The sequence below is a fragment of the Pelomonas nitida genome, from assembly GCF_043555975.1.
GTDB classification, from domain to species: Bacteria; Pseudomonadota; Gammaproteobacteria; order Burkholderiales; family Burkholderiaceae_C; genus Pelomonas; species Pelomonas nitida.
Map to the genome: position 1 here is coordinate 230,796 of NZ_JBIGIA010000002.1, position 23,168 is coordinate 253,963.

The window sequence follows — 23,168 nt, forward strand, 5'->3', positions numbered from 1 at the left end:
ATCTTCATCTGACCACCGTCACCCGATCCGGACTCACAGCCTGCAAGGCGTCGAGGCTGAGATGGGACAGGAAATTCGGCATGGGCTGCACCGGCGCATAGCGGCGGGCCATCGCCCAGCCGGCGATGTCCTCGAGCGTGATCAACTGATCCTGCTGCTGGTCGACCCCCAACTCGAGCGCCTGCCAGGCCGGCTCCAGCGCATCCGGACCGAGTTTCAGGCGTCCAGCCAGCAAGGTCTTGGCCTTCGCGGGGAAGGCCTGCACGAGCCGCTCCGCGTCCAGCAGGGCCAGCATCAGGCGACGCAAGGCCTCACCACGGCCGGCGAGGACATCGCTGCGGCCGGCGAGCACATAGTTCTGGGCGTAGGCATCCGGAGCCGTGAAGGACGCGACGGCGCCTCCCAGTGCCAGCTCGGCCTCCTGCCGAACGGGCTGCCAGGCCGCGATGGCGTCCACACGGCCATCGCGCAGCGCGCCGACCAGCTCGCTCGGCGGCAGGTCCACGAGGGTGAGCGACTGTGGCGCCAGCCGATGGCGCACCATGAAGGCCCACAGAAAGTATTCCCCGCTGGTGCCCAACGTGACGCCGACCCGACGCCCCTGCAGGTCCGCCGGCGAAACACCCCGCTGGTCCTGACGCGCCAGCACCGCCAGTTCATTGGAAGCACTCGCCACCGCAGCCACGATGCCCAATGGCGCGCCCTTGAGAACCTCGATGACGACGGGCACGTCGGCGGCGGCGGCCATGTCGGCACCGCCGCTCAGCAGCGCGGCCAGCGCGGCCTTGCCATGGGTCTGGGCCAGCACCGTCACCGCGAGGCCGTGCGACTCGAACAGTCCCTGCGCCGCCGCGAGGTGGATGAGGCCGGCGTGAGGCGCCTGCGGCAACGCGATCGAGAGCTTCTCGGTCACCGACGGCTGAGCGGTCCGGCGACGGCTCACCCCCAGCCACGTGGCGAACATGGCCAGCGCGGCAAGGCCGGTCAAATGACGACGATTCAGGCGGCGTCCCGCGAGGGGTGGAGCGCTCAAATGGTCCTCCCGCACTCAACACTCCGAGGCCGTGCGGCCTTCTGATATCGAGTTAAGTGTGTTGACTAATTTCGCTCGAATGGATGGTAGGGGTGCCGCCCGGGTCTTGCAAGGACGGCGCCCCTCACGGCCCCACGGTTCGTGGCCTGGCACCCGAATCGACATCGTGGTGATTGCCAGTTCCACCGAAACCGGCAATGCTCGACACCCTGAAGCGACCGGACAGGGAGGCCCTGGAACGCCAGGGCGCTAGTCCAGCGAATCAGTGAAATCGGTGGTGCGCAGGGGGCTGGCCGGGCTGGCGGCTAGGCGCAGCGCGCAGCCAAGGCTGGCCGCCTTGGCAAGCGCTGCAACGACGCGGCCAGCCCGGCCTGCCCCCTGCCCGAAGGGTGAGCCCCTGGCCAGCCGCACTCCGCGTTGCAAGCGCTTGCCGGGTGCCTACACGCCTGCGCGCTTGCGCCTTGATTGCGGCTGGCCAGGGGCTCACGCACCACCAATTTCACTGATTCGCTGGACTAGGCGGTCGTCACGGAGGTGGCCGATGGACTTGGGCAGCTTTACCGATCAGTGGCAGATGCAGCGGCAGCAACTATTCAAATCGGTGCCGCCCGAAGGCCGCACGATCAGCTATCTGGGCAAGGAGTTCTGGGTCTTCCCCGACACCTTCTGGCCCTTTGCCGACAGCCAGCCACTGGTCAAAAACTTGCGAATCTCGCCGGGCGATCACGTGCTCGACGTGGGCACCGGCTCAGGCGTGATCGGCGTCTTCGCCTGCTATGGCGGCGCGGCGCGGGTCGTGGGGGTGGATATCAACCCGGCCGCCGTCCAGAGCGCTACGCTCAATGCCCGAAAGCACGGCTTTGCCGACATCATGCAGGTGCTGCGATCTGACTTGTTCGAGGCCTTGGGCGAAGAGCAGTTCGACGTCATCACGGCCAATCTGCCCTTCCGCAACAAGCCGGCGCCCGACGTCGTGGCCATGTCTCAATGGGACACGGGTTTCAAGACCAACACTCGCTTTTTCGAGGGCGTGGGCCGGCATCTGAAGCCCGGCGGGCGCGTCTATTTCGTGCAGTCCAACTTCGGCGAGATCGAGGCCATGGAGCGCCTCGCTCAGGCGGCGGGCCTGAAGGTGACGGAGTTCGCCCGTGAAGCCACCGACGACTCCCGTCGTCAGGAGTTCTTTGTCTTCGAGATGACCCGGGCTTGACACGCCGGCTGCCGTGGACAGCTTTCTTCGGGCGATCAAGTCTCGCCGCGATGTGCCGGGTTCCGAGCTGGATTTTCTGGTGCGCCGCGTGGTGGTCATCCTGTCCAGTTCGCGCTGCGGGTCCAGCCTCTTCAAGGAGGCGCTGGCACAGCATCCCCGCATCGCCTCGCTGGACGGCGAACTGGACCCGTTGCTGGCCCTGTGTGGTAATGGCTTCAACCTGAATTCGGACAGTGACTGCATCGAATGGGTGGCCAATGCCGCGGAGCTGACGAGTTGCATCCTGGATGAGATCTCCTTTGCCTCGCCCGAGCTTCTCGACACCGACTCGCTGCTCAGGAAGTGGAAGAACCGGCTGCTGCTGCAGTTCCCGGCAAGGTTCCTGGAGGCCGACGCCAATCGACACCTGGAGCAGTCGCTGGAAGCGGCGCTGAACCAGATCGACGGCGCCGATTGCCGCAGCGAGACGGAGCTTCAGGCGCAGATCCTCGCGGCGGTCTTCCGCGACGAACCCTGGCGCATCGGCTACTACGACGGCAACGCGCCCCCCGGTGGCGGCCTCTATTTCGATGAGCCACTGAAGATCGAAGAGCCGCCCTTCGTCGTGCCATCGCTCAGGCGGCGGCGCTTCGGCCTGGACGATGTCGCGGAGTCGGTGCTGTTGTTCAAGTCACCGTCGGATGCCTATCGCATTGGCACCTACGAGCAGCTCTTTCCCAACGCCAGGGTCACCTACATCCACCTCACCCGAGGCTTCGCCCAGTCGGTCAACGGCCTCATGGATGGCTGGCTCTACCCGCTGGGGTTTTTCTCGCACGACCTCGGCAGGGTCGGCTGCCAACTCGCCATCCGGGGCTATTCAGACGTCGTGCCTTTCGGCCGCAAATGGTGGAAGTTCGACCTGCCTCGCAACTGGCGACAATTCACCCGTGCCAGGCTGGAAGACGTCTGCCTGAATCAGTGGCATTCCGCTCACGATGCCATCCTGCAAAGCGGCGTCTGCAGCCTTCGCGTGTCCTTCGAGGCCTTCATCGCCGACCCCGCCGCGGTGCTCGGCAAGATCACCGATCACCTGGGCTTGCCCACCATGTCCCTGCCGGGCGTGCTGCCCGTCAAGATGGCCACCGACGCACCTCGTGTGAGGCGCTGGCACAAGCGTGGCGAACAGTTGCTGCAGATGGCGCGGCGCGCCGAGGTGCGCGAGATGATGAGCCGGCTGGGCTACACCATGGAGCCAGACACATGGCTATGAACACCAGGCTTCTGCTGCCCTACCTGATGGGTCAGCGCCGCGACGGCTTGTGCCGCGTGCTCGACATCGACACTCACCCCTGGGAAGTGCTCGCGCCCGAGACCCTGGCGGCGACCAACATCGATGACCCGATGCTCAGGCTGAACAACATGGGCGGCCTCTACGCCCTGCTGGCCGCGCGGGTCGCGGCGCTGGCCCGCAGCGGAAGCCGCCCCGTCAGCATCACCGGCGACTGCGTCTCGGCCCTGGGCATGCTGGCCGGGCTGCAGCAAGCCGGCCGGACACCGGAACGCGTGCTGTGGCTGGATGCCCATGGCGACTTCCACACCTGGGCCACCACGCAGACGCAATACATCGGCGGCATGCCTCTGGCAATGTTCGTCGGCCGGGTGGATGCCGGGCCCGACCCGCGCAACCGGGCGGTCCGCGACTGCCTGGCTCGCATCGGCGTGCAGGCCTATCCGGAGCAGCAGATCGTGCTGACCGACGCACGCGACCTCGACCCCGGCGAGCGCGAAGCCCTGCTCGGCTCGCGCATCCGGCGCGTTCCTCTGGACCAGGTGCTGACGCAACTGCAGCCCCGAGAGCGCATCTATGTGCACTGGGATACCGACGTCATCGACGATCGAGCCGCCATGCCGGCGCTGAAATACCACGTCCGGCAGGGCCCCAGCGCAACGGACGTGCTGGACCTGTTCCAGACCCTGCGGGGCTACGACATCGTCGCCGTCTCGGTCTCCGGCTGGCATGCAGAACAGGATGCCGACGACCGGACCGCGCGGACCTGCGTGGCGATGCTCAACACGCTGATCTGCGCCTGACGAATCCAACACGTCGATTCGCGTCATGGCGACGCACGGCATGAATGGCGCCATCTCCCCAGCGCTCGCCCCGCCTCGTCACGCATCCGCCTGTAGGCGGCACGACGCGTAGACCGAAGTACAGCGGCCGCCAAAAAGAAACCCCGCCGGGCTGGAGGCCCGGCGGGGCGGGTGGCGATGCCACCTTGGGGCTCAATGGCATTCAGCCACTGGGCTCCTGGCGCGCAAAGATTGCGCCAGAGGTTGCGCCTGAATAGGCCCAACAACAGTAGGCGAGCGGCGTCAGGGCTTCAAGAAGAGTTGCTCGTACAGCGCTTCGGCACGCGCCGTGATCTCTGCCGGCAGCGTGATGCCCCGCCCCCATTCGCGGTCGGTCTCGCCCGGCCACTTGTTGGTGGCATCCAGCCCCATCTTGCCGCCCAGCCCGCTGACCGGAGACGCGAAGTCCAGATAGTCGATCGGCGTGTTGTCCACCAATGTCGTGTCGCGCACGGGGTCCATCCGGGTCGTGATGGCCCAGATGACTTCCTGCCAATTGCGCGTGTCGATGTCGTCGTCCACGATCACGATGAACTTCGTATACATGAACTGGCGCAGGAAGCTCCAGATGCCGAACATCAGGCGCTTGGCGTGCCCTGGGTAGGCCTTCTTGATGGACACGACCGCCATGCGGTAGCTGCAGCCTTCGGGCGGCAGATAGAAGTCAACGATCTCCGGGAACTGCTTTTGCAGGATTGGGACGAAGACTTCATTGAGGGCCACACCAAGGATGGCGGGCTCGTCGGGCGGTTTGCCGGTGTAGGTGGAGTGATAGATCGGGTTGCGGCGCTGCGTCTGCCGCGTGATCTCAAAGACGGGAAACCAGTCCTGCTCGTTGTAGTAGCCGGTGTGATCGCCGAACGGCCCTTCCAGCGCATGCAGGTAACCGCCCTTCTCTTTCAGCGGCACGCCGTGGGCGCTGATGCCGGTGTAACCCGCCGACGCGGGCGGGATGTGCCCTTCCAAAACGATCTCGGCCGAAGCGGGCGCCTGCAGGGGCGCGCCATGTCCGACGTCCGTGTTGACCAGTTCGGTCCGGGAGCCGCGCAGCAAGCCTGCGAACTGGTACTCCGAGAGGCTGTCGGGCACCGGGGTCACCGCGCCGAGGATGGTGGCGGGGTCCGCCCCCAGCGCCACCGCGATCGGGAACGGCTGCCCGGGCTGGGCCAGCGCGAAATCTCGGAAATCCAGCGCCCCGCCGCGGTGAGCCAGCCAGCGCATGATGACCTGGCGTGGGCCGATGACCTGCTGACGATAGATGCCCAGGTTCTGCCGCGTGCGCGCCGGCCCTCGCGTGATCACCAGGCCCCAGGTGATGAGCGGCGCGGCGTCGTCCGGCCAGCAATGCTGGATGGGCAGACGCCCGAGATCGATGTCGCTGCCCTCCAGGATCTCCTCCTGGCAAGCTGCACGGCGCTGCAGCGCCGGCTTCATGTCCCACAGCGCCTTGGCCATCTGCAGCAGCTTGCCCGCGTCCTTCAGCCCCTTGGGGGGCTCGGGTTCCTTCAGATTGGCCAGCACGCGGCCCACGTCCCGCAGGTCGGCCAGCGATTCCGCCCCCATGCCGAGCGCGACGCGTCGCGTTGTCCCAAAAAGATTGGTCAAGGCGGGGGTGGAGAAGCCTGTAGGCGACTCGAACAAAAGCGCGGGCCCGCCGGCCCTCAAGACGCGGTCGCTGAGCGCCGTCATCTCCAGCACTGGCGAGACTTTTTCACGCACGCGCCTGAGTTCACCCAGTCCTTCCAAGCCGGCGATGAAGTCCCGCAGGTCGCTGTATTTCATAACTGAAAGTAGTTTTGATCGGCCAAAACAGCCTTGACGGGTTATCTTCAAACCCTAGAATGCGCCCGCTCCGGGTTTCCACCGAAACCCCACCGGCCAGGTCCACCGGGCGCGCAGACGCCGCAGACCACGCATGACGGCCGGAAATTATCACCGTCGCTCAGCCTGGGCGGCCGCAACTGCAGCGGCCCGCGGCACAGGGCGGCACCAAGGAGTTGCATGACGACACGTCAAAACATCATCAGCTTGGCTCGCCACACGCGGGATTCGGCGTCGCTGTTCGTTCAGGACATCGGCAACGGCCTGCTCGTCGTCAGCCACAACACGCTGGCCCTGGTCGGGCTGGCGGTGGTGTCCGTGCTGTTGATCTTTGTCAGCCAGTCGGGTCTGCGGGCGCAAATCGAATCCGCGACGCTGGGCTGGCTGAACGCCCGCCAGGAGGCGCGTGCCGAGGCTGAAGGCAACACGCTGCTGGCTGCGGCCGAGCCCGATGCCATCGCACGCGCCACCGCCACCAATCCAAAAGAACTGAGCCGGCAGCAGGCCGCCATCGCCCACTGGCTGGCGCGGCGTTACAGCGTGGCCCCTGAGCCCATCAGCCGGCTCGTGCAGGAAGCCTGGGCGGTCGGCAACCGCGCGAAGGTCGAGCCCACGCTGATCCTGGCCATCATGGCCATCGAGTCGCGCTTCAATCCGTTCGCGCAGAGCAACGTGGGTGCGCAGGGGCTGATGCAGGTCATGACGCGGGTGCATGACGACAAGTACGAGCCCTTCGGCGGCACGCTGGCGGCGTTTGACCCGGTCACCAACCTGCGCGTCGGCGTGCAGGTGCTGAAGGAATGTGTGCAGCGCGCCGGCAGCTTGGAAGAAGGGCTGCGCTTTTACGTGGGGGCCGCCAACCTGGCCGACGACGCCGGCTACGCCGCCCGCGTGATGGCGGAGCAGGATCTGCTGAAAGCCGTCGCCGCCGGCCGACTGGTGCCGCCATCGATCACGGCCCGCCCGCTGCGTGAGGCTGCCTCGGCCCCGGCAGCCGACGACACCGCCCAGGTCGCGCTGCTGCACTGAGCGGCAAGACGCCGGTGGCGGATCTCCGCCGGCAAGTGTGGGCGACGAGTCGCCGCAGACATTACACTGGCCGCTCACGCGACTGGCGATCAGGGTCACCCAGCTGACCCGAGGTGGGTCACCACCGGGGAGCGTGAGGCGGTTGTCAGTTGTCTGCGTGACAGCCGCTTTCAGCCGTTCGCCTGGGCAGCCCAGTGTCGTCACGCCTGCTCGTGAGCGCCTGGGATTCATCGCCTGACCTTCGGAAGCACGAGCCATGTTTGACCGCACCACCTCCACCCTCGCCCTGGTCGACCCCGAACTCTGGACCGCCGTCCAGAACGAGACCCGCCGCCAGGAAGACCACATCGAGCTGATCGCCAGCGAGAACTACACCTCGCCGGCCGTCATGCAGGCCCAGGGCAGCCAGCTGACCAACAAGTACGCCGAAGGCTACCCGGGCAAGCGCTATTACGGCGGCTGCGAGTACGTCGACGTCGCCGAGCAACTGGCCATCGACCGCGTCAAGCAACTGTTCGGCGCCGAGTTCGCCAACGTGCAGCCCAACTCCGGCTCGCAGGCCAACCAGGGCGTGTTCTTCGCGCTGCTGCAGCCCGGCGACACCATCATGGGCATGAGCCTGGCCGAAGGCGGCCACCTGACGCACGGCATGGCGCTGAACATGAGCGGCAAGTGGTTCAACGTCATCTCCTACGGCCTGAACGCCAAGGAAGAGATCGACTACGACGCCATGGAAGCCCTGGCCCGCGAGAAGAAGCCCAAGCTCATCATCGCCGGCGCCTCGGCCTACTCGCTGCGCATCGACTTCGAGCGCTTCGGCAAGATCGCCAAGGAGATCGGCGCCTATTTCATGGTCGACATGGCGCACTACGCCGGCCTGATCGCCGCGGGCGCCTACCCGAATCCCCTGCCCCACGCCGACGTCGTCACGTCCACCACGCACAAGAGCCTGCGTGGCCCGCGTGGCGGCATCATCCTGACGAACAAGGAAGACATCGCCAAGAAGATCAACTCGGCCATCTTCCCCGGCATCCAGGGCGGCCCGCTGATGCACGTCATCGCCGGCAAGGCCGTGGCCTTCAAGGAAGCGCTGACGCCGGAGTTCAAGGCCTACCAGGAACAGGTCGTCAAGAACGCCAAGGTGCTGGCCGAGACGCTGATCGAGCGTGGCCTGCGCATCGTCTCCGGCGGCACGGAAAGCCACGTCATGCTGGTCGACCTGCGCCCCAAGAACCTGACCGGCAAGGAAGCCGAGGCCATCCTGGGCGCCGCCCACATGACCTGCAACAAGAACGGCATCCCGAACGACCCGCAAAAGCCCATGGTCACCAGCGGCATCCGCCTGGGCACGCCGGCCATGACGACGCGCGGCTTCAAGGAAGAGCAGGTGCGTGCCACCGCCCACCTGATCGCCGACGTGCTCGACAAGCCGCACGACGAAGCCAATCTGGCCGCCGTGCGCGAGAAGGTGGCCGCGCTGACGGCCGCCTTCCCGGTGTACCGCGGCTGATCGGCCCCGATGCGCTGCCCGTTCTGCTCTCACACCGAAACCCAGGTCTCCGAGACCCGAGAGTCGGACGAGGGCGATGTCGTCCGGCGCCGGCGCCGCTGCCTGTCCTGCGACAAGCGCTTCACGACCTATGAACGGGCGGACATCGCCCTGCCCTCGGTCGTCAAGAAAGACGGGCGGCGCGCCGATTTCGACTCCAGCAAGCTGCGTGCGTCCATGCAGCTGGCGCTGCGCAAGCGGCCGGTCAGCGTCGAGCAGATCGACGCCGCACTGAACCGCATCGAGGAAAAGCTGCTGGCCAGCGGCGCCCGCGAGATCGCGTCCACGCGGCTGGGTGAACTGGTCATGCGCGAGCTCAAGCGCATCGACAAGGTCGCTTACGTGCGCTTCGCGTCCGTCTACCGCAGCTTCGAGGACGTCGACGAGTTCCGTCAGCTGATCCGGGAAATTTAACCCGGGGTTTCCCTATCCCGCTTCGGAGGGAGCCCGGGGGAGCCGGGCTGCGGCATCCCCCACCGCCCCACCCTTGGGGGTAAAGACCGGCCGGCAGCGGCTTCCTAGAGTTCGTACATCGCCAACGAACCGCAGGGAGCCACCATGAACACCAGCCGCACCACCGGTCGTCGCAACCAGCGTGGATTCACGCTGGTCGAGTTGTTCACCTGCCTCGGCATCGCCACCGCCCTGCTCAGCCAGGCCTTGCCCAGCCTGAGCAAGCTGCGCCAGGAGCGGGCGCTGCGCGCCACGTCCGAGGCGCTCGCCAGCGACCTGCGGTTCGCACGCAGCGAAGCCGCCCGCATGGGCGAAGCCGTCCAGTTCCGCATCAGCCGCAAGGGTGCCGAATCCTGCTACGTGCTGCACACGGGCGCGCGCAATGACTGCGACTGCGCGGGCGGCCAGGCTGTCTGCAAGGCGCCGGGCAGCAACATCATCAAGGCAGAGTGGCTGCCGACCCACCAACCCATGCGGCTGAGCAGCAACGCGGAGAACCTGCAGTTCCAGCATCGGCAGGGGCTGGTGACGCAGACCGGCAGCATCGAGCTGAAGCTGGACAACGGCCCGGGCATCCGTCAGGTCGTCGCGCTGACCGGGCGCGTGCGCAGCTGCTCCACGGGCACCAAATTGCCCGGCATGAACTTGTGTTCCTGAGCCCCCGCATTCGCGGTGACGGCGACAAGCGGTAGTCAAGACCCGACAAGCGGATTTTCTGTAACCTTTGGTGAGCATCAGAAACTCAAAATGACATCGCCATGCGCCCCGCCACCAGTCATCGACGCCGCGGATTCACGCTCATCGAGCTGATGATCGCGGTCGTCATCGTCGGCATCCTGGCGGCGATCGCGTACCCCAACCTCGTGTCGTACATCCAGCGCAGCCGCCGCGCAGACGCCGTCGCCGAGCTGAGTTCCATCGTGCAAGCGCAGGAGCGCTATCGCTCCAACAACACCGCCTATGCCAGCGCGCTGACGACCGTGGGTTTCAGTGGCGCCACCAAGTATTACGACTACACGCTGGAGTCCGTCTCGGAGCCAGCCTTCGTCGCCGGCTACCAGGTCACGGCCCGGCCCAAATCGGACAGCGCGCAAGCTGGCGACGCCCAGGACTGCGCAACCTTGAGCGTGCGGCTCGAGGGCTCGGTGTTCAAGTACCTCGCCACGGGCTCCGGCGACCGGGTCACGTCGGACCTCTGCTGGGCGCACTGAGCATGAAGCGCGCCGCACAGCACCGCTCCGTTGTCGGCGTGACGCTGGTTGAGATGGCCGTCGCCGTCATCGTGCTGAGCGTGATCGTCGCGGTGGCGGTGCCGTCGTTCAGCAGCTTGATAGAACGTCGCCGCATCATCGCCACCGCCGGTGAGATCGCCAGCATCATTGCCTTTGCGCGCACCGAAGCCAACGCCGTCAACGCGCCGTTCAACCTGCATCTCGAAGCGGTGCCGGCGAACATCACCGACTTTGGCAGTTGCATCCGCGTGAGCGCCGGCAGAAACGACACCTGCCAATGCAATCTGGCCAGGGCATGCCGAATCGGCGACGCCAAGGTGCTGAGGGAGTTGCTGCTGCCGCGCGGCAACTCCGTCAGCTTTGCCGCAACCGCGGACTGGGGGGGGAGAACGGGGGTCGTCAGCTTCGTCCGTGACCCTCGCCTGACTGACGTCGAGAACCTCGTCGTGACGGTCAGCGGCGCCCGCACGGGTGCCCGCCTCGCCGTTCAGTACAGCAACGCCGGGCGGGTTCGCACCTGTTCACCCGACGGCAGCATCGGTGGGTTCCCGGTATGCAGCTGAAGCGCTTCACGCAACGAGGCCTGAGCCTCGTGGAGCTGATGGTGGGCATCACCATCGGGCTCATCGTCAGCGCTGCGGCGGCGGTGCTGGCGGTCAACCAGATCAACGAGCACCGCCGGCTGATGCTGGAGACGCAGATCCAGCAGGACTTGCGTACCGCCGCCGACCTCCTCCAGCAAGACCTGCGCCGCGCCGGTTTTCGGGGCAATTCGGAGCTCGGTGTGTGGGCTCCGCCGTCTGGCGACGGCTCGTTGAACCAGCAGGCTGCCCTTGCGGCGTCGGCCAGCCAGTTCGCCGAGATGGCCAGGACCGACAACAACGCCGGCCGCTCGCTGACCTACCGCTACGCCCGCGGCGCCTACAGCGCTACCGGCAGCGTGCGTGACAACGAGAACTTCGGCTTCCGCTGGGACCGCGCAAGCAAAACCTTGTACTTGATGATCGGCTTGGCCAGCGGGCAGCCCAACTGGCAGCCGATCACCGACCCCGACGCAGTCAAGATCACCGACTTCACCATCGACCTGGATGAACTGCAGGCCACGGACGTCGGTGACTTCTGCGACCAGCCCTGTGACCCGCCCACGGCAGGCGCTGCGGCCTGCCCGCGGCATGTGGTTCGCCAGGTGCGGTTCAGGATCGACGCCGAGGCCGCCCACGACAGCCGGGTCAAGCGCACGCTGACTGGTGTTGAGCGCCTGCGCGCGGACAAGATCGTCGGAGCCTGCCCGGCATGAACACGCGCCGCACACCGTTCAGGAGCCAGACGGGGGCCGCCACGCTGGTCGTCGTCATGGTGCTGTTCCTCGTGATGGCCTTGCTCGCGGCCTATGCCAACCGCAGCCTGCTGTTCGAGCAACGCATGGCCAGCAGCTACTACCGCGCCAGCCTGTCACAGGAAGTGGCGGAAGCCGGCGTCGAGTGGACGCTGGCCCAGCTCAACGGCACCGGTGTGGACGGTGCCTGCACACCGCTCGCCAACGGTGGGCAGCGCTTCGTCGATCGCTACCTGACCGTGAACGCTTCGGATCGAAGCATCACCGCCAGGTCGAGCGACAACGGCGGGATCATCGACTGCGCCCGCAACGTCGCAGGCCAAGGCTGGACGTGCCGGTGCGCTGATGCGAGTTCCGCCCACACCGCCCAGACGAGCGTCAACGCGCCAGGCTTCACGCCCAGCTTCGGCGTGCTCTTCGATAACCGTGGGCGCGGGGGCACGGTGCTGCTGAACGTGCAGTCCTGCACGGACAGCGTCGTCGATCGGTGCAACCTCGGCATCGTGGAGCGCACCTTCGTCAGCAAAAACCAGCTTTCGGGCATCCTGCTGAAGGTCGAATTGGCGCTGGTCAGCGCGGTGCGCACGCCGCCGGCCTCCGCGCTGACCGTGCGCGGCGACATCCGCTCGACTGGCGCGGGCCTGGGCCTGCACAACAGCGATGCACGTGCCGCAGGGCTGCTGGCCACGCTGGGCGGCAGCTGGACGGGCAAGATCGATGCGCGGCTGGAAACCGTGCCCGGCGCGGCGACGAGCCAGGCCGTCCTGCAGAACGACGAGAGCCTTCAGCGCGCGGCCAGTGCGGACGACGTGTTCAAGATGTTCATGGGCGCCAGCGTGAGCCGCTACCCGACGCACCCGGCGCTGCGCACGGTCACCTGCGATGCCGACTGCTCCGACGCCATCGACACCGCCTACAAGGCCGGGCAACGCATCCTGTGGATAGACGGCGACATGACCCTCGCCACCAGCCGGACGCTGGCCCAGCTGTCCGACCCCGTGCTCATCATCGCCAGCGGCCGGGTGACGCTCAGCGGGCCGATGCAGATCAACGGCATGCTCGTCGCCAAGGGCGACCTGGATTGGGCCAACACGGCCGGCGTGCCCTCGGTGGTCAACGGCATCGTGCTGGTCGGCGGCGACATGACGTCGGCGGGCCCGGTGGACATCGTCTACCAGCAAACGGTGGCGGATCAGATGCGCAACCGCCTGGGCAGCTATGTGCGCATACCGGGCGGCTGGATCGACTGAAGGCGGTGCAACATGGCCATCAACCCGCGCTTCCCCTGCCGCAAGCTGATCGCTCCGCATCAACGCGGCGTCACGCTGATCGAAGCGCTGGTCGCGCTGCTGGTCATGTCTTTCGGCATGGTGGCGCTGGTCGGCCTGCAAGGCAACCTGCGCCGCAGCGGCGACCTGGCCAAGCAACGCAGCGAAGCCATGCGCATTGCGCAGGCGGAAATGGCCACCGTGCGCGCGTTCTCGGTGCTCGCCAAGCCCGCCAGCGCGGCGTCCAGCGTTCGCGACTATGACAACGACATCGTCACCGTGGCGTCGAGAACGGCTGCTCTGGACAACGCCAACGCGACCTTCCTGCTGTCGCGCACCGTGACGCCGCTGATCCAGAACTCGGACGAACCACGGGCCAAGACCGTCAGCGTCACCGTGTCTTGGAACGACCGCAGCGGCGCCGCGCAGTCCCTGCTGCTGGACACCATCGTGTCGCGGACCGACCCCGTCTACGGCGTCGCCCTCGGCGTCACGCCACCAACGAACGGCGTGCGCCAGCCCGACAAGCGCAACCCCGTCGTGCCGACCTCGGCCACGGACCTGGGCAATGGCAGCAGCGTGTTTCGCCCCAACGCCAGCCAAGTGCGGGTCTGGGTGTTCAACAACATCACCGGCGTCATCACCGGGCGCTGCGAGATCCCGGTGGGCACTGCGCTGACGAGCCTGACACCCAGCAGCATCGATTCCTGCGACAACAGCACCATCGGCTATCTCGCAAGCGGGACCATCCGCTTCTCGACGCTGGACGCGCCCGATCCCTCAGCCCCGGAGGCCGACGCCCTGCCCCAGCCGTTGTCGGCCAAGCTGGAGCTCAGCCCCAGCCAGTTCAAGAACAAAGAGGAGACGGCGCTCGCTCCCGGCGGGAACGACTATCCCTCGCCCAACCACGAGTGCTACAGCGATGCGCCGCCCGCCAGCACACCCCGGCAGAAGATGGTGAACTACTTCTGCATCGTCTACCCCAACTCGCAGCGCAACTGGTGGGGCCAGATCCTGTTGACCGGGCTGTCGGTGGGCACCGACAGCGGGCAATACAAGGTATGCCGCTACAGCGCCGACTACAACGGCAACGGCTATACCTACCGCACCATCTCCACGCGGCCGGGCTTCCTGGTCGACAACGAGGAACACCCGCAGACCTATCTCGGCGTCACGTATTCGTTGACACGCCAGAATTTCCTCGTGATGCCGGGCAAGGCCAGCGCGCGCTGCCCGGTGTTGCCCGCCGACGTCGAAGCCAGCCGCTTCGTCGACTACTCGACCTACCAGATCCAGCCGGCGCCCGCGCCGTGAGCCCATCCCGCGGAGCCGCAGCTGGCTAGACTGGGCGGATGCCCGCTCCCGACTTTCCCGACGCCGCCCCCGCGGCATTCACTCGTGCGCTTGCGCTGGCCACCCAAGCCATCGGTTTGACCGACCCCAACCCGCGCGTCGGGTGCATCATCCTCGCTGCCGACGGGCGGGAACTCGGCGCCGGCCACACGCAGGCGGCCGGCCAGGCCCATGCCGAAGTCATGGCACTGCGCGACGCCGCCGCGCGCGGGCATGACGTGCGCGGCGCCACCGCCGTCGTCACGCTCGAGCCCTGTTCACATCATGGCCGCACGCCGCCCTGCTGCGACGCCTTGATCGCGGCCGGCATTGCCCGCGTCATGGTGGCCGTGCAGGACCCCAACCCCCAGGTTGCCGGCCAGGGCGTGGATCGGCTGCGCGCCGCTGGCATCGACGTCCAACTGGCCGACGCGGGCGTCGCCGACGCCGCCCGCGAGCTCAACATCGGTTTTTTCTCCCGCATGCAACGCGGCCGCCCGTTCGTGCGGCTGAAGTCGGCCATCTCGCTGGACGGCCGCACGGCGCTGCCCGACGGCCGCAGCCAATGGATCACCGGCGAGGCCGCCCGCACGGACGGCCACGCCTGGCGCCGCCGGGCTGGTGCCGTACTGACCGGCATCGGCACCGTGCTGGCCGACGACCCACGGCTGGATGTGCGGCTCGTGCCCACGCCGAAGCAGCCCTTGCGCCTGGTGCTCGATCCACAGCAGCGCCTGCCGGCGGGTGCGCGCATCCTGCAACCGCCCGGCGAGGCCCGTGTCATCGGCCCGGGCCGGGCGGATCTCCCGGCGCTGCTGGATGACCTCGGTCGCCAGGGCATCAATGAGTTGCACGTGGAGGCCGGGCCGACGCTGTCGGGCGCCTTCCTCGACGCCGGGCTCGTCGACGAGCTGCTCATCTACCAGGCGCCGATGCTGATCGGCGAAGGCCGGCCGCTCGCTGCGCTGGCGCCGTTGGCCGGGTTGCAACAGGCCAGACGCTGGCAACTGGTGGAAGCCACACCCGTGGGCCAGGATCTGCGGCTGAGACTGCGCCCGGCCTAGGGTCGCCACCTACAATCCGTGGTTATGCCCATCTCTCCCATTCCTGAGCTGGTCGCCGAGATGGCGGCCGGCCGCATGGTCATCCTGGTCGACGAAGAAGACCGCGAAAACGAGGGTGATCTCGTCCTCGCGGCGGATCTGGTCACGCCGGAGGCCATCAACTTCATGGCCAAGTACGGCCGCGGCCTGATCTGCCTGACGCTGCCGCGCGAGCATTGCGAGCGGCTGAACCTGCCGCCAATGACCAGCCGCAATGGCGCGCAGCACGGCACGGCCTTCACCGTGTCGATCGAAGCGGCCACAGGCGTCACCACCGGCATCTCCGCCGCGGACCGGGCCCGCACCGTGCAGGCGGCGGTCGCCCCGAATGCGCGGGCCAGCGACCTCGTCCAGCCCGGCCACATCTTCCCGTTGCAGGCCCAGGACGGCGGCGTGCTGATGCGCGCCGGCCACACCGAAGCCGGCTGCGACCTCGCGCGCATGGCCGGCCTGTCCGCCACCTCGGTCATCTGCGAGGTCATGAAGGACGACGGCAGCATGGCGCGCCTGCCCGACCTGGAAGTTTTCGCCGCCGAGCACGGCCTGAAGATCGGCACCATCGCCGACCTCATCGAATACCGCAGCCGCCACGAGAGCCTGGTCACCCAGGTCGCCGAGCGCAAGCTCAACACGGCGCAGGGCGAGTTCGATTGCCGCGTCTTTACCGACCGCACGGGCGGTACCCACCTGGCCCTGAGCCAGGGCCGCTGGAGCGGCAGCGACGAAGTGCTGGTGCGCGTGCACGAGCCGCTGTCGGTGATGGACCTGCTCGAAGCCGGCGCCTGTGGCCACTCCTGGCCGCTGCCGGCCGCGCTGGCGGCCGTCAAGGCCAGCCCGGCGGGCGTGGTGGTGCTGCTCAACTGTGGCGAAGACGCCGCCGGCGTGCTCGCGCGGGCTCGGGCCCAGACCAGCGACGCCCCGGCCCGCAGCGCCATGGACCTGCGCACCTATGGCGTGGGCGCCCAGATCCTGAAGGCGCTGGGCGTGCATCACATGAAACTGCTGGGCAGCCCGCGGCGCATGCCCAGCATGGTGGGCTACGGGCTGGAAGTGACCGGCTTCGTCGCCGCCCCCAACTGCTGAAACGAGAGGCACGCGATGCAAGACTCCGACCAAGGCCTGCCCGGCTTCGAAGGCGCCCTCGACGGCAGCGAACTGACCGTCGCCATCGTGCAGGCGCGCTTCAACGACGCCATCACCTCGACGCTGGCCAGCGCCTGCCTGGCCGAGCTGTCGGTGCTCGGCGTGCCGGCCGAAGCCATCCGCCATGTCACGGTGCCCGGCGCCTTGGAAGTGCCGCTGGCGCTGCAGGCGCTGGCCGAGACGAATGATTACGACGCGCTCATCGCGCTGGGCTGCATCATCCGCGGCGAGACCTACCATTTCGAGCTGGTCGCCAACGAAAGCGGCTCGGCCGTGACGCGCGTCGGGCTGGACCATGGCATCCCGATTGCCAATGCCATCCTGACGGTCGAGAACGAAGCCCAGGCCTGGGCCCGTGCCGAACCCAAGGGTCGCGATGCCGCGCGCGTCGCCGTGGAAATGGCCAACCTGCTGAAAGAGATCGAGTGAACGCACCGCAAAAGACCGCCCCCAAGACGGCCGCCAAACCCGCCGGCAAGAAGGCACCTGCCAAGTCGGCCCGCCGCCGCTCGCGCGAAGCCGCGCTGCAAGGCCTCTACCAATGGCTGCTGGCCGGTGAGGACATCGGCGCCATCATCGCGCTGGGCCGCGAGCAGGAAGGCTATGCCAAGCTCGACCTGAAGCACTACGAAGCGCTGCTGGGCGGCTGCGTGCACGAGGCGGCCGACCTGGACGCCATCCTCGCCCGCCATGTCGACCGCAAGACGACCGAGCTCTCGCCCATCGAGCACGCCATCCTGATGATCGGCGCCTACGAGCTCAAGCACTGCCTGGACATCCCCTACCGCGTGGCCATCAACGAGGCCGTCGAGCTGGCGAAGTCCTTCGGTGGCACCGACGGCCACAAGTACGTCAACGGCGTGCTGGACCGTGCGGCCGTGGATCTGCGCCCACTCGAGGTCACCGCCAAGCGCTGATGCCGCTGTGAAGCTCGCCGCCCGGCTCGACCGCATCGAGCCCTTCTACGTCATGGAGCTGGCCAAGGCCGCCGCGCAGGTGGCGGCCGGGCCGTTGTGTGACCCGGCGCGTGGCGGCCGGCGGATGATCCGGCTGAACATCGGCGAGCCCGACTTCGGCGCCGCTCCGGCCGTGCGAGACGCGACGGCGCACATCGCCCAAGGGCCCACGCCCTACACCGACGCCCTCGGCCTGCCGGCGCTGCGAGAAGCCATCTCGCGCTGGTACGAGCAGCGCTTCGGCCTGGCCGTTGCGCCTGAGCGCATCGCCATCACGGCCGGCGCGTCGGCCGGCCTGCAGCTGGCCTGCCTCGCCCTCTTCGAGCAGGGCGACGAAGTGCTGATGCCGGACCCGTGCTATCCGTGCAACCGCCATTTCGTGACAGCGGCTGATGCAACGCCCCGGTTGCTGCCCACCACGGCCGCCGGCCGCTTCCAGCTCGACGCCACCCAGGTGCGCGACGCCTGGACACCCGCCACGCGCGGCGTGCTGCTGGCCTCGCCCAGCAACCCGACCGGCACCTCCATCGCGCCCGAGGTGCTGGCCGACATCGCCGGTTTCGTGCGCGGCTGGGGCGGCGTCACGGTGGTCGACGAGATCTACCTGCCGCTGAGCTACGACGACCACTTCAGCCGCACTGCCCTGGCGCTGGGCGACGACATCGTCTCGATCAACAGCTTCTCCAAGTACTTCGGCATGACCGGCTGGCGGCTGGGCTGGCTGGTGCTGCCGCCGGCGCTGGTGCCGGCGATCGAACGCTTGGCGCAGAACCTCTACATCTGCCCGTCCACGCTGTCGCAGCTGGCCGCACTGGCTGCCTTCGAGCCCGACTCGATCGCCGAATTCGAGCGCCGCCGGGCGGTGCTGCGCGAGCGCCGCGACTTCATCGTGCCGGCGCTGAACGACCTGGGCCTGCCCGTGCCGGTCGCACCCGACGGCGCCTTCTACGCGTGGATGGACGTGTCGCGCTTCCACGCCGACAGCTGGGCCTTCGCCCACGAACTGCTGCAGCGAGCCCAGGTCGCGCTCACGCCAGGCCGCGACTTCGGCCTGGCCGACCCGCAGCGCTGGATGCGCCTGTCCTTCGCGTCGTCGATGGAAGACCTCCACGAGGCCGTGGCGCGGCTGCGCGAGGTACTGGCATGAGCATCGCCCCGGCAGCGTTCCAGTTTCCGGTGCGCGTCTACTGGGAAGACACCGATGCCGGCGGCATCGTCTTCTACGCCAACTACCTGAAGTTTTTCGAGCGCGCCCGCACCGAGTGGCTGCGTGCGGCCGGCGTCGAACAGCACCAGCTGCGCGAGGACACCGGCATCATGTTCGTCGTCGCCAGCACCAGCCTGCGCTACCTCGCGCCGGCCCGGCTGGATGACCTGCTCACCATCACCGTCGACCCCGAACCTGCCGGCCGTGCCAGCCTCGTCGTGCGCCAACGCGCGCTGCGGGGCGACACGCTGCTGGCCGACGGCGAGATCCGCATCGGCTGCGTCCGCGCCGAAGACCTGAAACCCCAACGCCTCCCCGACATCGTCCAATCGGCCGTCGTCAAAGCGATCGCTCCATGAACCAAGACCTTTCCATCGTCTCCCTGATCCTGCACGCCAGCTTCGCGGTGCAGCTCGTCATCGCCGGCCTGCTGCTCGTGTCGCTGGCCAGCTGGACCGTGATCTTCGGCAAGCTCATCGGCCTGGGCCAGATCAAGCGCCGCAACGATGCCTTCGAGGCCGAGTTCTGGAGCGGCAAGAACCTCAACGACCTGTTCCAGTCGGTCGGCAACCGCACCGACGGCGCGCCGCTGGAGCGCATCTTCGCGTCCGGCATGCGCGAGTTCATGAAGCTGCGCGAGAAGCGCGTGACGGACGCCGACTCGCTGCTGGACGCCGCCCGCCGCGCCATGCGCGCGAGCTTCCAGCGTGAGCTGGACGCGATGGAGAGCAACCTGTCCTTCCTCGCGTCGGTCGGCTCGGTGTCGCCCTATGTGGGCCTGTTCGGCACCATCTGGGGGATCATGCACGCCTTCGTCGGCCTGTCCAACCTGACGCAGGTCACGCTGGCCACCGTGGCGCCGGGCATCGCCGAAGCGCTGGTCGCCACGGCCATCGGCCTGTTCGCGGCCATCCCCGCCGTGCTGGCCTACAACCGCTTCGCACGCCAGATCGACCGCAGCGCCATCACGCTGGAGACCTTCATCGACGAGTTCTCCAACATCCTGCAGCGCAACGCCACGCAGGTCCACTGACATGGCGGCCACCATTCAGCGATCCGGCGGCCGCGGCCGCCGCACGATGAACGAGATCAACATGGTCCCCTTCATCGACGTGATGCTGGTGCTGCTGATCATCTTCATGGTCAGCGCGCCACTGATCACGACGGGGGTTGTCGATCTGCCCAGCGTGGGCAAAAGCAAGCAGCAGCCCGACCACGTCATTCAGGTCATCGTCGGCACGGACGAGAAGCTCAAGATCAAGGTCGACCAGCTGGAGCCCGAGAGCATCCCGGTGAACCGCCTGGCCGAGCGCGTGAAGAAGGCGCAGGGCGGCGACGCCACCAGCCCGGTCGTCATCTCCGCCGACAAGAACGTCAAGTACGAAGCCGTCGTGCAGGTCATGGACACGCTGCAGCGTGCCGGCGTGCAGCGCGTGGGCCTGGCCGTCAAGAGCGGCGCGGCGGGCAAGTAGCCCATGACGACCGCCACGCTCCGCCCCCCCGAGGCCGATGGTCTCGGCCGCGGCCTGCTCTTCGCGCTGATTGCGCACGGCCTGCTGGTGCTGGCACTCAGCGCCGGCCTGCATTGGCGCAGCGATGCCGAGCCGGCCTTCGAGGCCGAGCTGTGGTCGTCCGTGCCGCAAGTGGCCGCACCGCGCGAAGAAGCGCCACCCGAGCCCGAGCCGGAAGCGCCCAAGCCCGACCTGAAGGCTCAACAACAGCAGCAACAGCGCGAGGCCGAAGAGGCCGCCCAGCAGCAACGCGAGGCCGAAATCGCCATCGCCAAGGAGAAAAAGCGCAAGGAACAGCAGGCCCGCGAAGAGGCCGAGAAGCTGGAGCGCGAGAAAGCGGCCCGCGAGGCCCAGGAGAAAGCCGACAAGGCCGCCAAAGCCGCCAAGGAAAAGGCGGACAAAGCCGCCCAGGAAGAGCAGGAGCGCAAGAAGCTCAAGGACGAGAAGGCGGCGAAGGACGCCAAGGAGGCGAAAGCCGCCAAGGACGCCGACGCCAAGCGTGAAGCGCTGCGTCTGGAGAACCTGCGCCGCATCCAGGGCATGGCGGGTGGCACGCCGGGGTCCAGCGGCGCGGCCGCCCAGAACTCGGCGCCGTCGGCCGGCTGGGTGGGCCGCGTGAAGGGCAAGATCCGCCCGCTGATCATCTACTCGGACGAGGGCGCCGCCAACCCGACGGCCGAGGTTCAGGTGGCGCTGGGCCCCGACGGCCGCATTCTCGGCAGCAAGATCATCAAGCCCAGCGGCGACAGCGACTGGGACCGGGCGGTGCTGCGCGCCATCGAGAAGGCCGAGGTCCTGCCCCGTGACAGCGACGGCCGCGTGCCGCCGGTCATCATCCTGAGCTTCAAGCCACGCGAATAAGGCGGTCGACCGACCACCGGCCAGCGCCCCACAGCGCGATCCCGAGCGCCAGCACACCCCACAGCGTGTGCTGGGCCTGGGCGGCCGGCGAGAAGTCGTCGGCCTGCAGCGACAGCGCGGCCATCAGGTTCACGACGAACAGGCCCGCGCCGGCGAAGCGGCCCGCCAGCCCCAGCACCAGCAGCACCGGCAGCGCCAGTTCACCGGCCGTGCCCATGTAGGCCGCCACCGTCGGCGGCAGCAGCGGCACGCTGTAGACGTCGTTGAACAAGGCCAGCGTGGACGACCAGTCGCGCAGCTTCGTCAGCCCGGACAGGAAGAACACCTGGGCAACGTAAAGCCGGGCCGCCAGCAGCGCCAGCGACTGCAGATGGCTGGTCACCGCGGCCAGCGGCGCCGGCAGCCGCGTGGGCACGGCTGGCGCCAGCTGGCCGGGGTCGGTGAAGGTGCGCAGCGCGACGCGGAGGAGAGCTTTCATGGGGGCGTGATCCGGTTCGGTGGTGTCGTCCTGGCGCTGTGCAGCCAGGCGTTCGTGAGCGCGGCTTGCAGCCAGGCGCCGAAGTCGAAGTCGGCCGTGGCGGCCGAACCTTTCACCAGCGCGTCGGAAAGATTCACGCCGGCCAGCAGCGCCTGCGTGAACGCGGCGTCGCCGGCCGAAACGGCCTGCGACACGGCACGCCAGCCGTCGCGCCAAACCAGCACCGGCCCGCTGCGCTGCGCCAGCAAGGACACCGCCGGCCGCAGCACCAGCCACAGCTGCTCGGGCGGTGTCGTGCCCAGCAAGGCCAGCGAATCGCCATCCAGCCCGGCGTCGGCCGCGCGCTCGGCCTGGTGCTCCGCCCAGTCCAGGCGCGCCATGTCGGGCAGGCCGGAGGCTTCGCCAGCCCGCTCGGCCAGGAAGGCCGCCAACGCCCCGCCCCATTGCCCCAGGTCACCGGCCTCGGGCGGGTAGGCGCGCCAGAACGTCCAGGCCAGCGCGGCGAAGTCGGCCTCACCCAGCGCTTCGCGCACGCGGCCGAAGGGCACGGCCAGCGCCTGCGCCGACAGCGCCCGCAGGTTGTTGCGGTAGACCGCCAGCCCCGGCTCCGTACCCGTCAAGCCGTCGGGCGCCGCGCCGCGGCCCAGCAGCGCATCGACGAAAGCCTGCTGTGCGGCCTTCATTGCAGGCAGGCCCTCGCGCGGCCCGCTTCGGCGAGCAGCACCGCCAGCGGCGGCACGGCCGTGTCCCATTCGATCAGCGTCGGCACCGGGCCCAGACGCCGCAACGCATGGCGGTAGACCTGCCAGACCTCCTCGCGCACGGCGCTGCCGTGGTCGTCGATGACCAGGCCGTCGTCGCGCTCGGCGTGGCCGGCCAGGTGGATCTCGCCGACGCTGCCCGGCCGGATGGCGTCCACCCAGCGCATGGCTTCTTGCGCGGCCGCCGCCGGGGCATGGCCCGCGTTGCGCGCGTTAACGACCAGGTTGTTGACGTCCAGCAGCAGGCCGCAGCCGCTGCGCTCGGTCAGCAGGTTGAAGAATTCGGGCTCGGCCAGCGTGTCGCCCGCCCAGCCGACATAGGCGCTGATGTTCTCGATGAGCAGCGGCCGGCGCAGCCGGTCCTGCACGCGGCCGATGTGCTCGACCATCAGCGCGAGCGACTCGTCATTGAACGGGATGGGCAGCAGGTCGGCCGCATGCAGGCCCGAGCCCACGCGCGCGAAGCAGGCGTGGTCGGACACCCAGCGCGGCTGCACCCGCTCCACCAGCCGAACCAGTTGCTCGACGTGTGTCGCGTCCAGCCCGGCAGCCGAGCCCAGCGCGAGGCCCACGCCGTGCAGGCTGATGTCGTAGGCCTCGCGGCCGGCCGCCAGCACGGCCTGCGTGATGCCGCCGTCGGCGAAGAAGTTCTCGGAATGGACTTCGAGAAAGCCGAGCGCCGGGCGCTCGGCGAGCAGCTGCTCGTAATGCGGCTGCCGCCAGCCGATGCCCACGCAGGGCTCGGCCGGCAAGGGTTGCGTGGCGGTCAAGCC

The 23,168-nt window shown here is 68.1% G+C and carries 26 protein-coding genes and 1 riboswitch; of the genes, 21 read left to right on the top strand and 5 right to left on the bottom strand.

Going from position 1 to position 23,168, the window contains the following annotated elements; translation table 11 throughout:
• Positions 1 to 4 precede the first annotated feature (4 nt).
• Positions 5 to 988 (bottom strand): ABC transporter substrate-binding protein, encoded by a 984-nt coding sequence (locus ACG00X_RS03540; protein WP_394486572.1) that lies wholly within the window; start codon positions 986 to 988, stop codon positions 5 to 7.
• Between the two features lie 586 nt (positions 989 to 1,574).
• Between ACG00X_RS03540 and ACG00X_RS03545 the strand changes: the two genes are divergently transcribed.
• Genes ACG00X_RS03545 through ACG00X_RS03555 form a run of 3 tightly spaced genes read left to right on the top strand, consistent with a single transcriptional unit; the run spans position 1,575 to position 4,316 of the window.
• A complete protein-coding gene (locus ACG00X_RS03545; protein ID WP_394486574.1) occupies positions 1,575 to 2,243 on the top strand; it encodes a methyltransferase in 669 nt (222 codons plus the stop codon).
• 13 nt (positions 2,244 to 2,256) lie between these two features.
• Positions 2,257 to 3,495, top strand: coding sequence for a hypothetical protein (locus ACG00X_RS03550; protein ID WP_394486575.1), 1,239 nt, complete (start codon positions 2,257 to 2,259; stop codon positions 3,493 to 3,495).
• On the top strand, positions 3,486 to 4,316 hold the full coding sequence (locus ACG00X_RS03555) for an arginase family protein (RefSeq protein ID WP_394486576.1): 831 nt from the start codon (positions 3,486 to 3,488) through the stop codon (positions 4,314 to 4,316). The genes ACG00X_RS03550 and ACG00X_RS03555 overlap by 10 nt, the downstream gene beginning before the upstream one ends.
• Before the next feature lie 282 nt (positions 4,317 to 4,598).
• On the opposite strand, the gene ubiD is transcribed toward ACG00X_RS03555, so the two are convergent.
• Complete coding sequence (gene ubiD / locus ACG00X_RS03560) at positions 4,599 to 6,137, bottom strand: 4-hydroxy-3-polyprenylbenzoate decarboxylase (RefSeq protein ID WP_394486577.1); 1,539 nt, start codon at positions 6,135 to 6,137, stop codon at positions 4,599 to 4,601.
• A 219-nt stretch (positions 6,138 to 6,356) separates the two neighbouring features.
• Between ubiD and ACG00X_RS03565 the strand changes: the two genes are divergently transcribed.
• The 18 genes from ACG00X_RS03565 (at position 6,357) to tolA (ending at position 21,156) form a co-directional block, all read left to right on the top strand.
• A complete protein-coding gene (locus ACG00X_RS03565; protein ID WP_394486579.1) occupies positions 6,357 to 7,205 on the top strand; it encodes a lytic transglycosylase domain-containing protein in 849 nt (282 codons plus the stop codon).
• Positions 7,206 to 7,273: 68 nt separating this feature from the next.
• Positions 7,274 to 7,400: riboswitch (ZMP/ZTP riboswitch) on the top strand.
• A gap of 61 nt (positions 7,401 to 7,461) precedes the next feature.
• The gene (gene glyA, locus ACG00X_RS03570) at positions 7,462 to 8,715 is read left to right on the top strand and encodes a serine hydroxymethyltransferase (protein ID WP_394486580.1); all 1,254 of its coding nucleotides are present in this window, start codon (positions 7,462 to 7,464) and stop codon (positions 8,713 to 8,715) included.
• Between the two features lie 9 nt (positions 8,716 to 8,724).
• On the top strand, positions 8,725 to 9,168 hold the full coding sequence (gene nrdR, locus ACG00X_RS03575) for a transcriptional regulator NrdR (RefSeq protein ID WP_394486581.1): 444 nt from the start codon (positions 8,725 to 8,727) through the stop codon (positions 9,166 to 9,168).
• A gap of 144 nt (positions 9,169 to 9,312) precedes the next feature.
• Entirely contained in the window at positions 9,313 to 9,864 is a 552-nt protein-coding gene (locus ACG00X_RS03580) for a GspH/FimT family pseudopilin (RefSeq protein ID WP_394486582.1), read from the top strand.
• A gap of 101 nt (positions 9,865 to 9,965) precedes the next feature.
• Complete coding sequence (locus ACG00X_RS03585) at positions 9,966 to 10,418, top strand: type IV pilin protein (RefSeq protein ID WP_394486583.1); 453 nt, start codon at positions 9,966 to 9,968, stop codon at positions 10,416 to 10,418.
• A 2-nt stretch (positions 10,419 to 10,420) separates the two neighbouring features.
• Positions 10,421 to 11,002 carry a pilus assembly FimT family protein gene (locus tag ACG00X_RS03590; RefSeq protein ID WP_394486584.1) on the top strand — a complete coding sequence of 194 codons (582 nt, stop codon included), beginning with the start codon at positions 10,421 to 10,423 and terminating at the stop codon, positions 11,000 to 11,002.
• The gene (locus ACG00X_RS03595) at positions 10,993 to 11,736 is read left to right on the top strand and encodes a PilW family protein (RefSeq protein ID WP_394486586.1); all 744 of its coding nucleotides are present in this window, start codon (positions 10,993 to 10,995) and stop codon (positions 11,734 to 11,736) included. The genes ACG00X_RS03590 and ACG00X_RS03595 overlap by 10 nt, the downstream gene beginning before the upstream one ends.
• A complete protein-coding gene (locus ACG00X_RS03600) occupies positions 11,733 to 13,025 on the top strand; it encodes a PilX N-terminal domain-containing pilus assembly protein (protein WP_394486587.1) in 1,293 nt (430 codons plus the stop codon). Before ACG00X_RS03595 ends, ACG00X_RS03600 begins: the two co-directional genes overlap by 4 nt.
• 12 nt (positions 13,026 to 13,037) lie before the next feature.
• A complete protein-coding gene (locus ACG00X_RS03605; RefSeq protein WP_394486588.1) occupies positions 13,038 to 14,357 on the top strand; it encodes a type IV pilus modification PilV family protein in 1,320 nt (439 codons plus the stop codon).
• 38 nt (positions 14,358 to 14,395) lie between these two features.
• Positions 14,396 to 15,439 (top strand): bifunctional diaminohydroxyphosphoribosylaminopyrimidine deaminase/5-amino-6-(5-phosphoribosylamino)uracil reductase RibD, encoded by a 1,044-nt coding sequence (gene ribD, locus ACG00X_RS03610; RefSeq protein WP_394486589.1) that lies wholly within the window; start codon positions 14,396 to 14,398, stop codon positions 15,437 to 15,439.
• A 24-nt stretch (positions 15,440 to 15,463) separates the two neighbouring features.
• Positions 15,464 to 16,561, top strand: a complete 1,098-nt coding sequence (ribBA, locus tag ACG00X_RS03615; protein WP_394486590.1) for a bifunctional 3,4-dihydroxy-2-butanone-4-phosphate synthase/GTP cyclohydrolase II — start codon at positions 15,464 to 15,466, stop codon at positions 16,559 to 16,561.
• A 15-nt stretch (positions 16,562 to 16,576) separates the two neighbouring features.
• Entirely contained in the window at positions 16,577 to 17,050 is a 474-nt protein-coding gene (ribH, locus tag ACG00X_RS03620) for a 6,7-dimethyl-8-ribityllumazine synthase (protein WP_394486591.1), read from the top strand.
• Positions 17,047 to 17,538: a transcription antitermination factor NusB gene (gene nusB, locus ACG00X_RS03625; protein ID WP_394486592.1), complete on the top strand. Its 492-nt coding sequence runs from the start codon at positions 17,047 to 17,049 to the stop codon at positions 17,536 to 17,538. The genes ribH and nusB overlap by 4 nt, the downstream gene beginning before the upstream one ends.
• Before the next feature lie 7 nt (positions 17,539 to 17,545).
• The gene (locus tag ACG00X_RS03630; RefSeq protein WP_394486593.1) at positions 17,546 to 18,724 is read left to right on the top strand and encodes a pyridoxal phosphate-dependent aminotransferase; all 1,179 of its coding nucleotides are present in this window, start codon (positions 17,546 to 17,548) and stop codon (positions 18,722 to 18,724) included.
• Positions 18,721 to 19,143, top strand: a complete 423-nt coding sequence (gene ybgC / locus ACG00X_RS03635) for a tol-pal system-associated acyl-CoA thioesterase (protein WP_394486594.1) — start codon at positions 18,721 to 18,723, stop codon at positions 19,141 to 19,143. Before ACG00X_RS03630 ends, ybgC begins: the two co-directional genes overlap by 4 nt.
• Entirely contained in the window at positions 19,140 to 19,817 is a 678-nt protein-coding gene (gene tolQ, locus ACG00X_RS03640) for a protein TolQ (protein ID WP_394486595.1), read from the top strand. The genes ybgC and tolQ overlap by 4 nt, the downstream gene beginning before the upstream one ends.
• Before the next feature lies 1 nt (position 19,818).
• Positions 19,819 to 20,256 carry a protein TolR gene (tolR, locus tag ACG00X_RS03645; RefSeq protein WP_394486596.1) on the top strand — a complete coding sequence of 146 codons (438 nt, stop codon included), beginning with the start codon at positions 19,819 to 19,821 and terminating at the stop codon, positions 20,254 to 20,256.
• A gap of 3 nt (positions 20,257 to 20,259) precedes the next feature.
• Positions 20,260 to 21,156, top strand: coding sequence for a cell envelope integrity protein TolA (tolA, locus tag ACG00X_RS03650; protein WP_394486597.1), 897 nt, complete (start codon positions 20,260 to 20,262; stop codon positions 21,154 to 21,156).
• On the opposite strand, the gene ACG00X_RS03655 is transcribed toward tolA, so the two are convergent.
• The 3 genes from ACG00X_RS03655 to bufB are packed head-to-tail and all read right to left on the bottom strand — an operon-like array spanning position 21,140 to position 23,165.
• A complete protein-coding gene (locus tag ACG00X_RS03655) occupies positions 21,140 to 21,634 on the bottom strand; it encodes a DoxX family protein (protein WP_394486599.1) in 495 nt (164 codons plus the stop codon). The two genes, tolA and ACG00X_RS03655, sit on opposite strands and share 17 nt — an antisense overlap.
• Complete coding sequence (locus tag ACG00X_RS03660; RefSeq protein ID WP_394486600.1) at positions 21,631 to 22,317, bottom strand: HvfC/BufC family peptide modification chaperone; 687 nt, start codon at positions 22,315 to 22,317, stop codon at positions 21,631 to 21,633. Before ACG00X_RS03660 ends, ACG00X_RS03655 begins: the two co-directional genes overlap by 4 nt.
• Positions 22,314 to 23,165: an MNIO family bufferin maturase gene (gene bufB / locus ACG00X_RS03665; RefSeq protein ID WP_394486601.1), complete on the bottom strand. Its 852-nt coding sequence runs from the start codon at positions 23,163 to 23,165 to the stop codon at positions 22,314 to 22,316. Before bufB ends, ACG00X_RS03660 begins: the two co-directional genes overlap by 4 nt.
• Between the last annotated feature and the right edge of the window lie 3 nt (positions 23,166 to 23,168).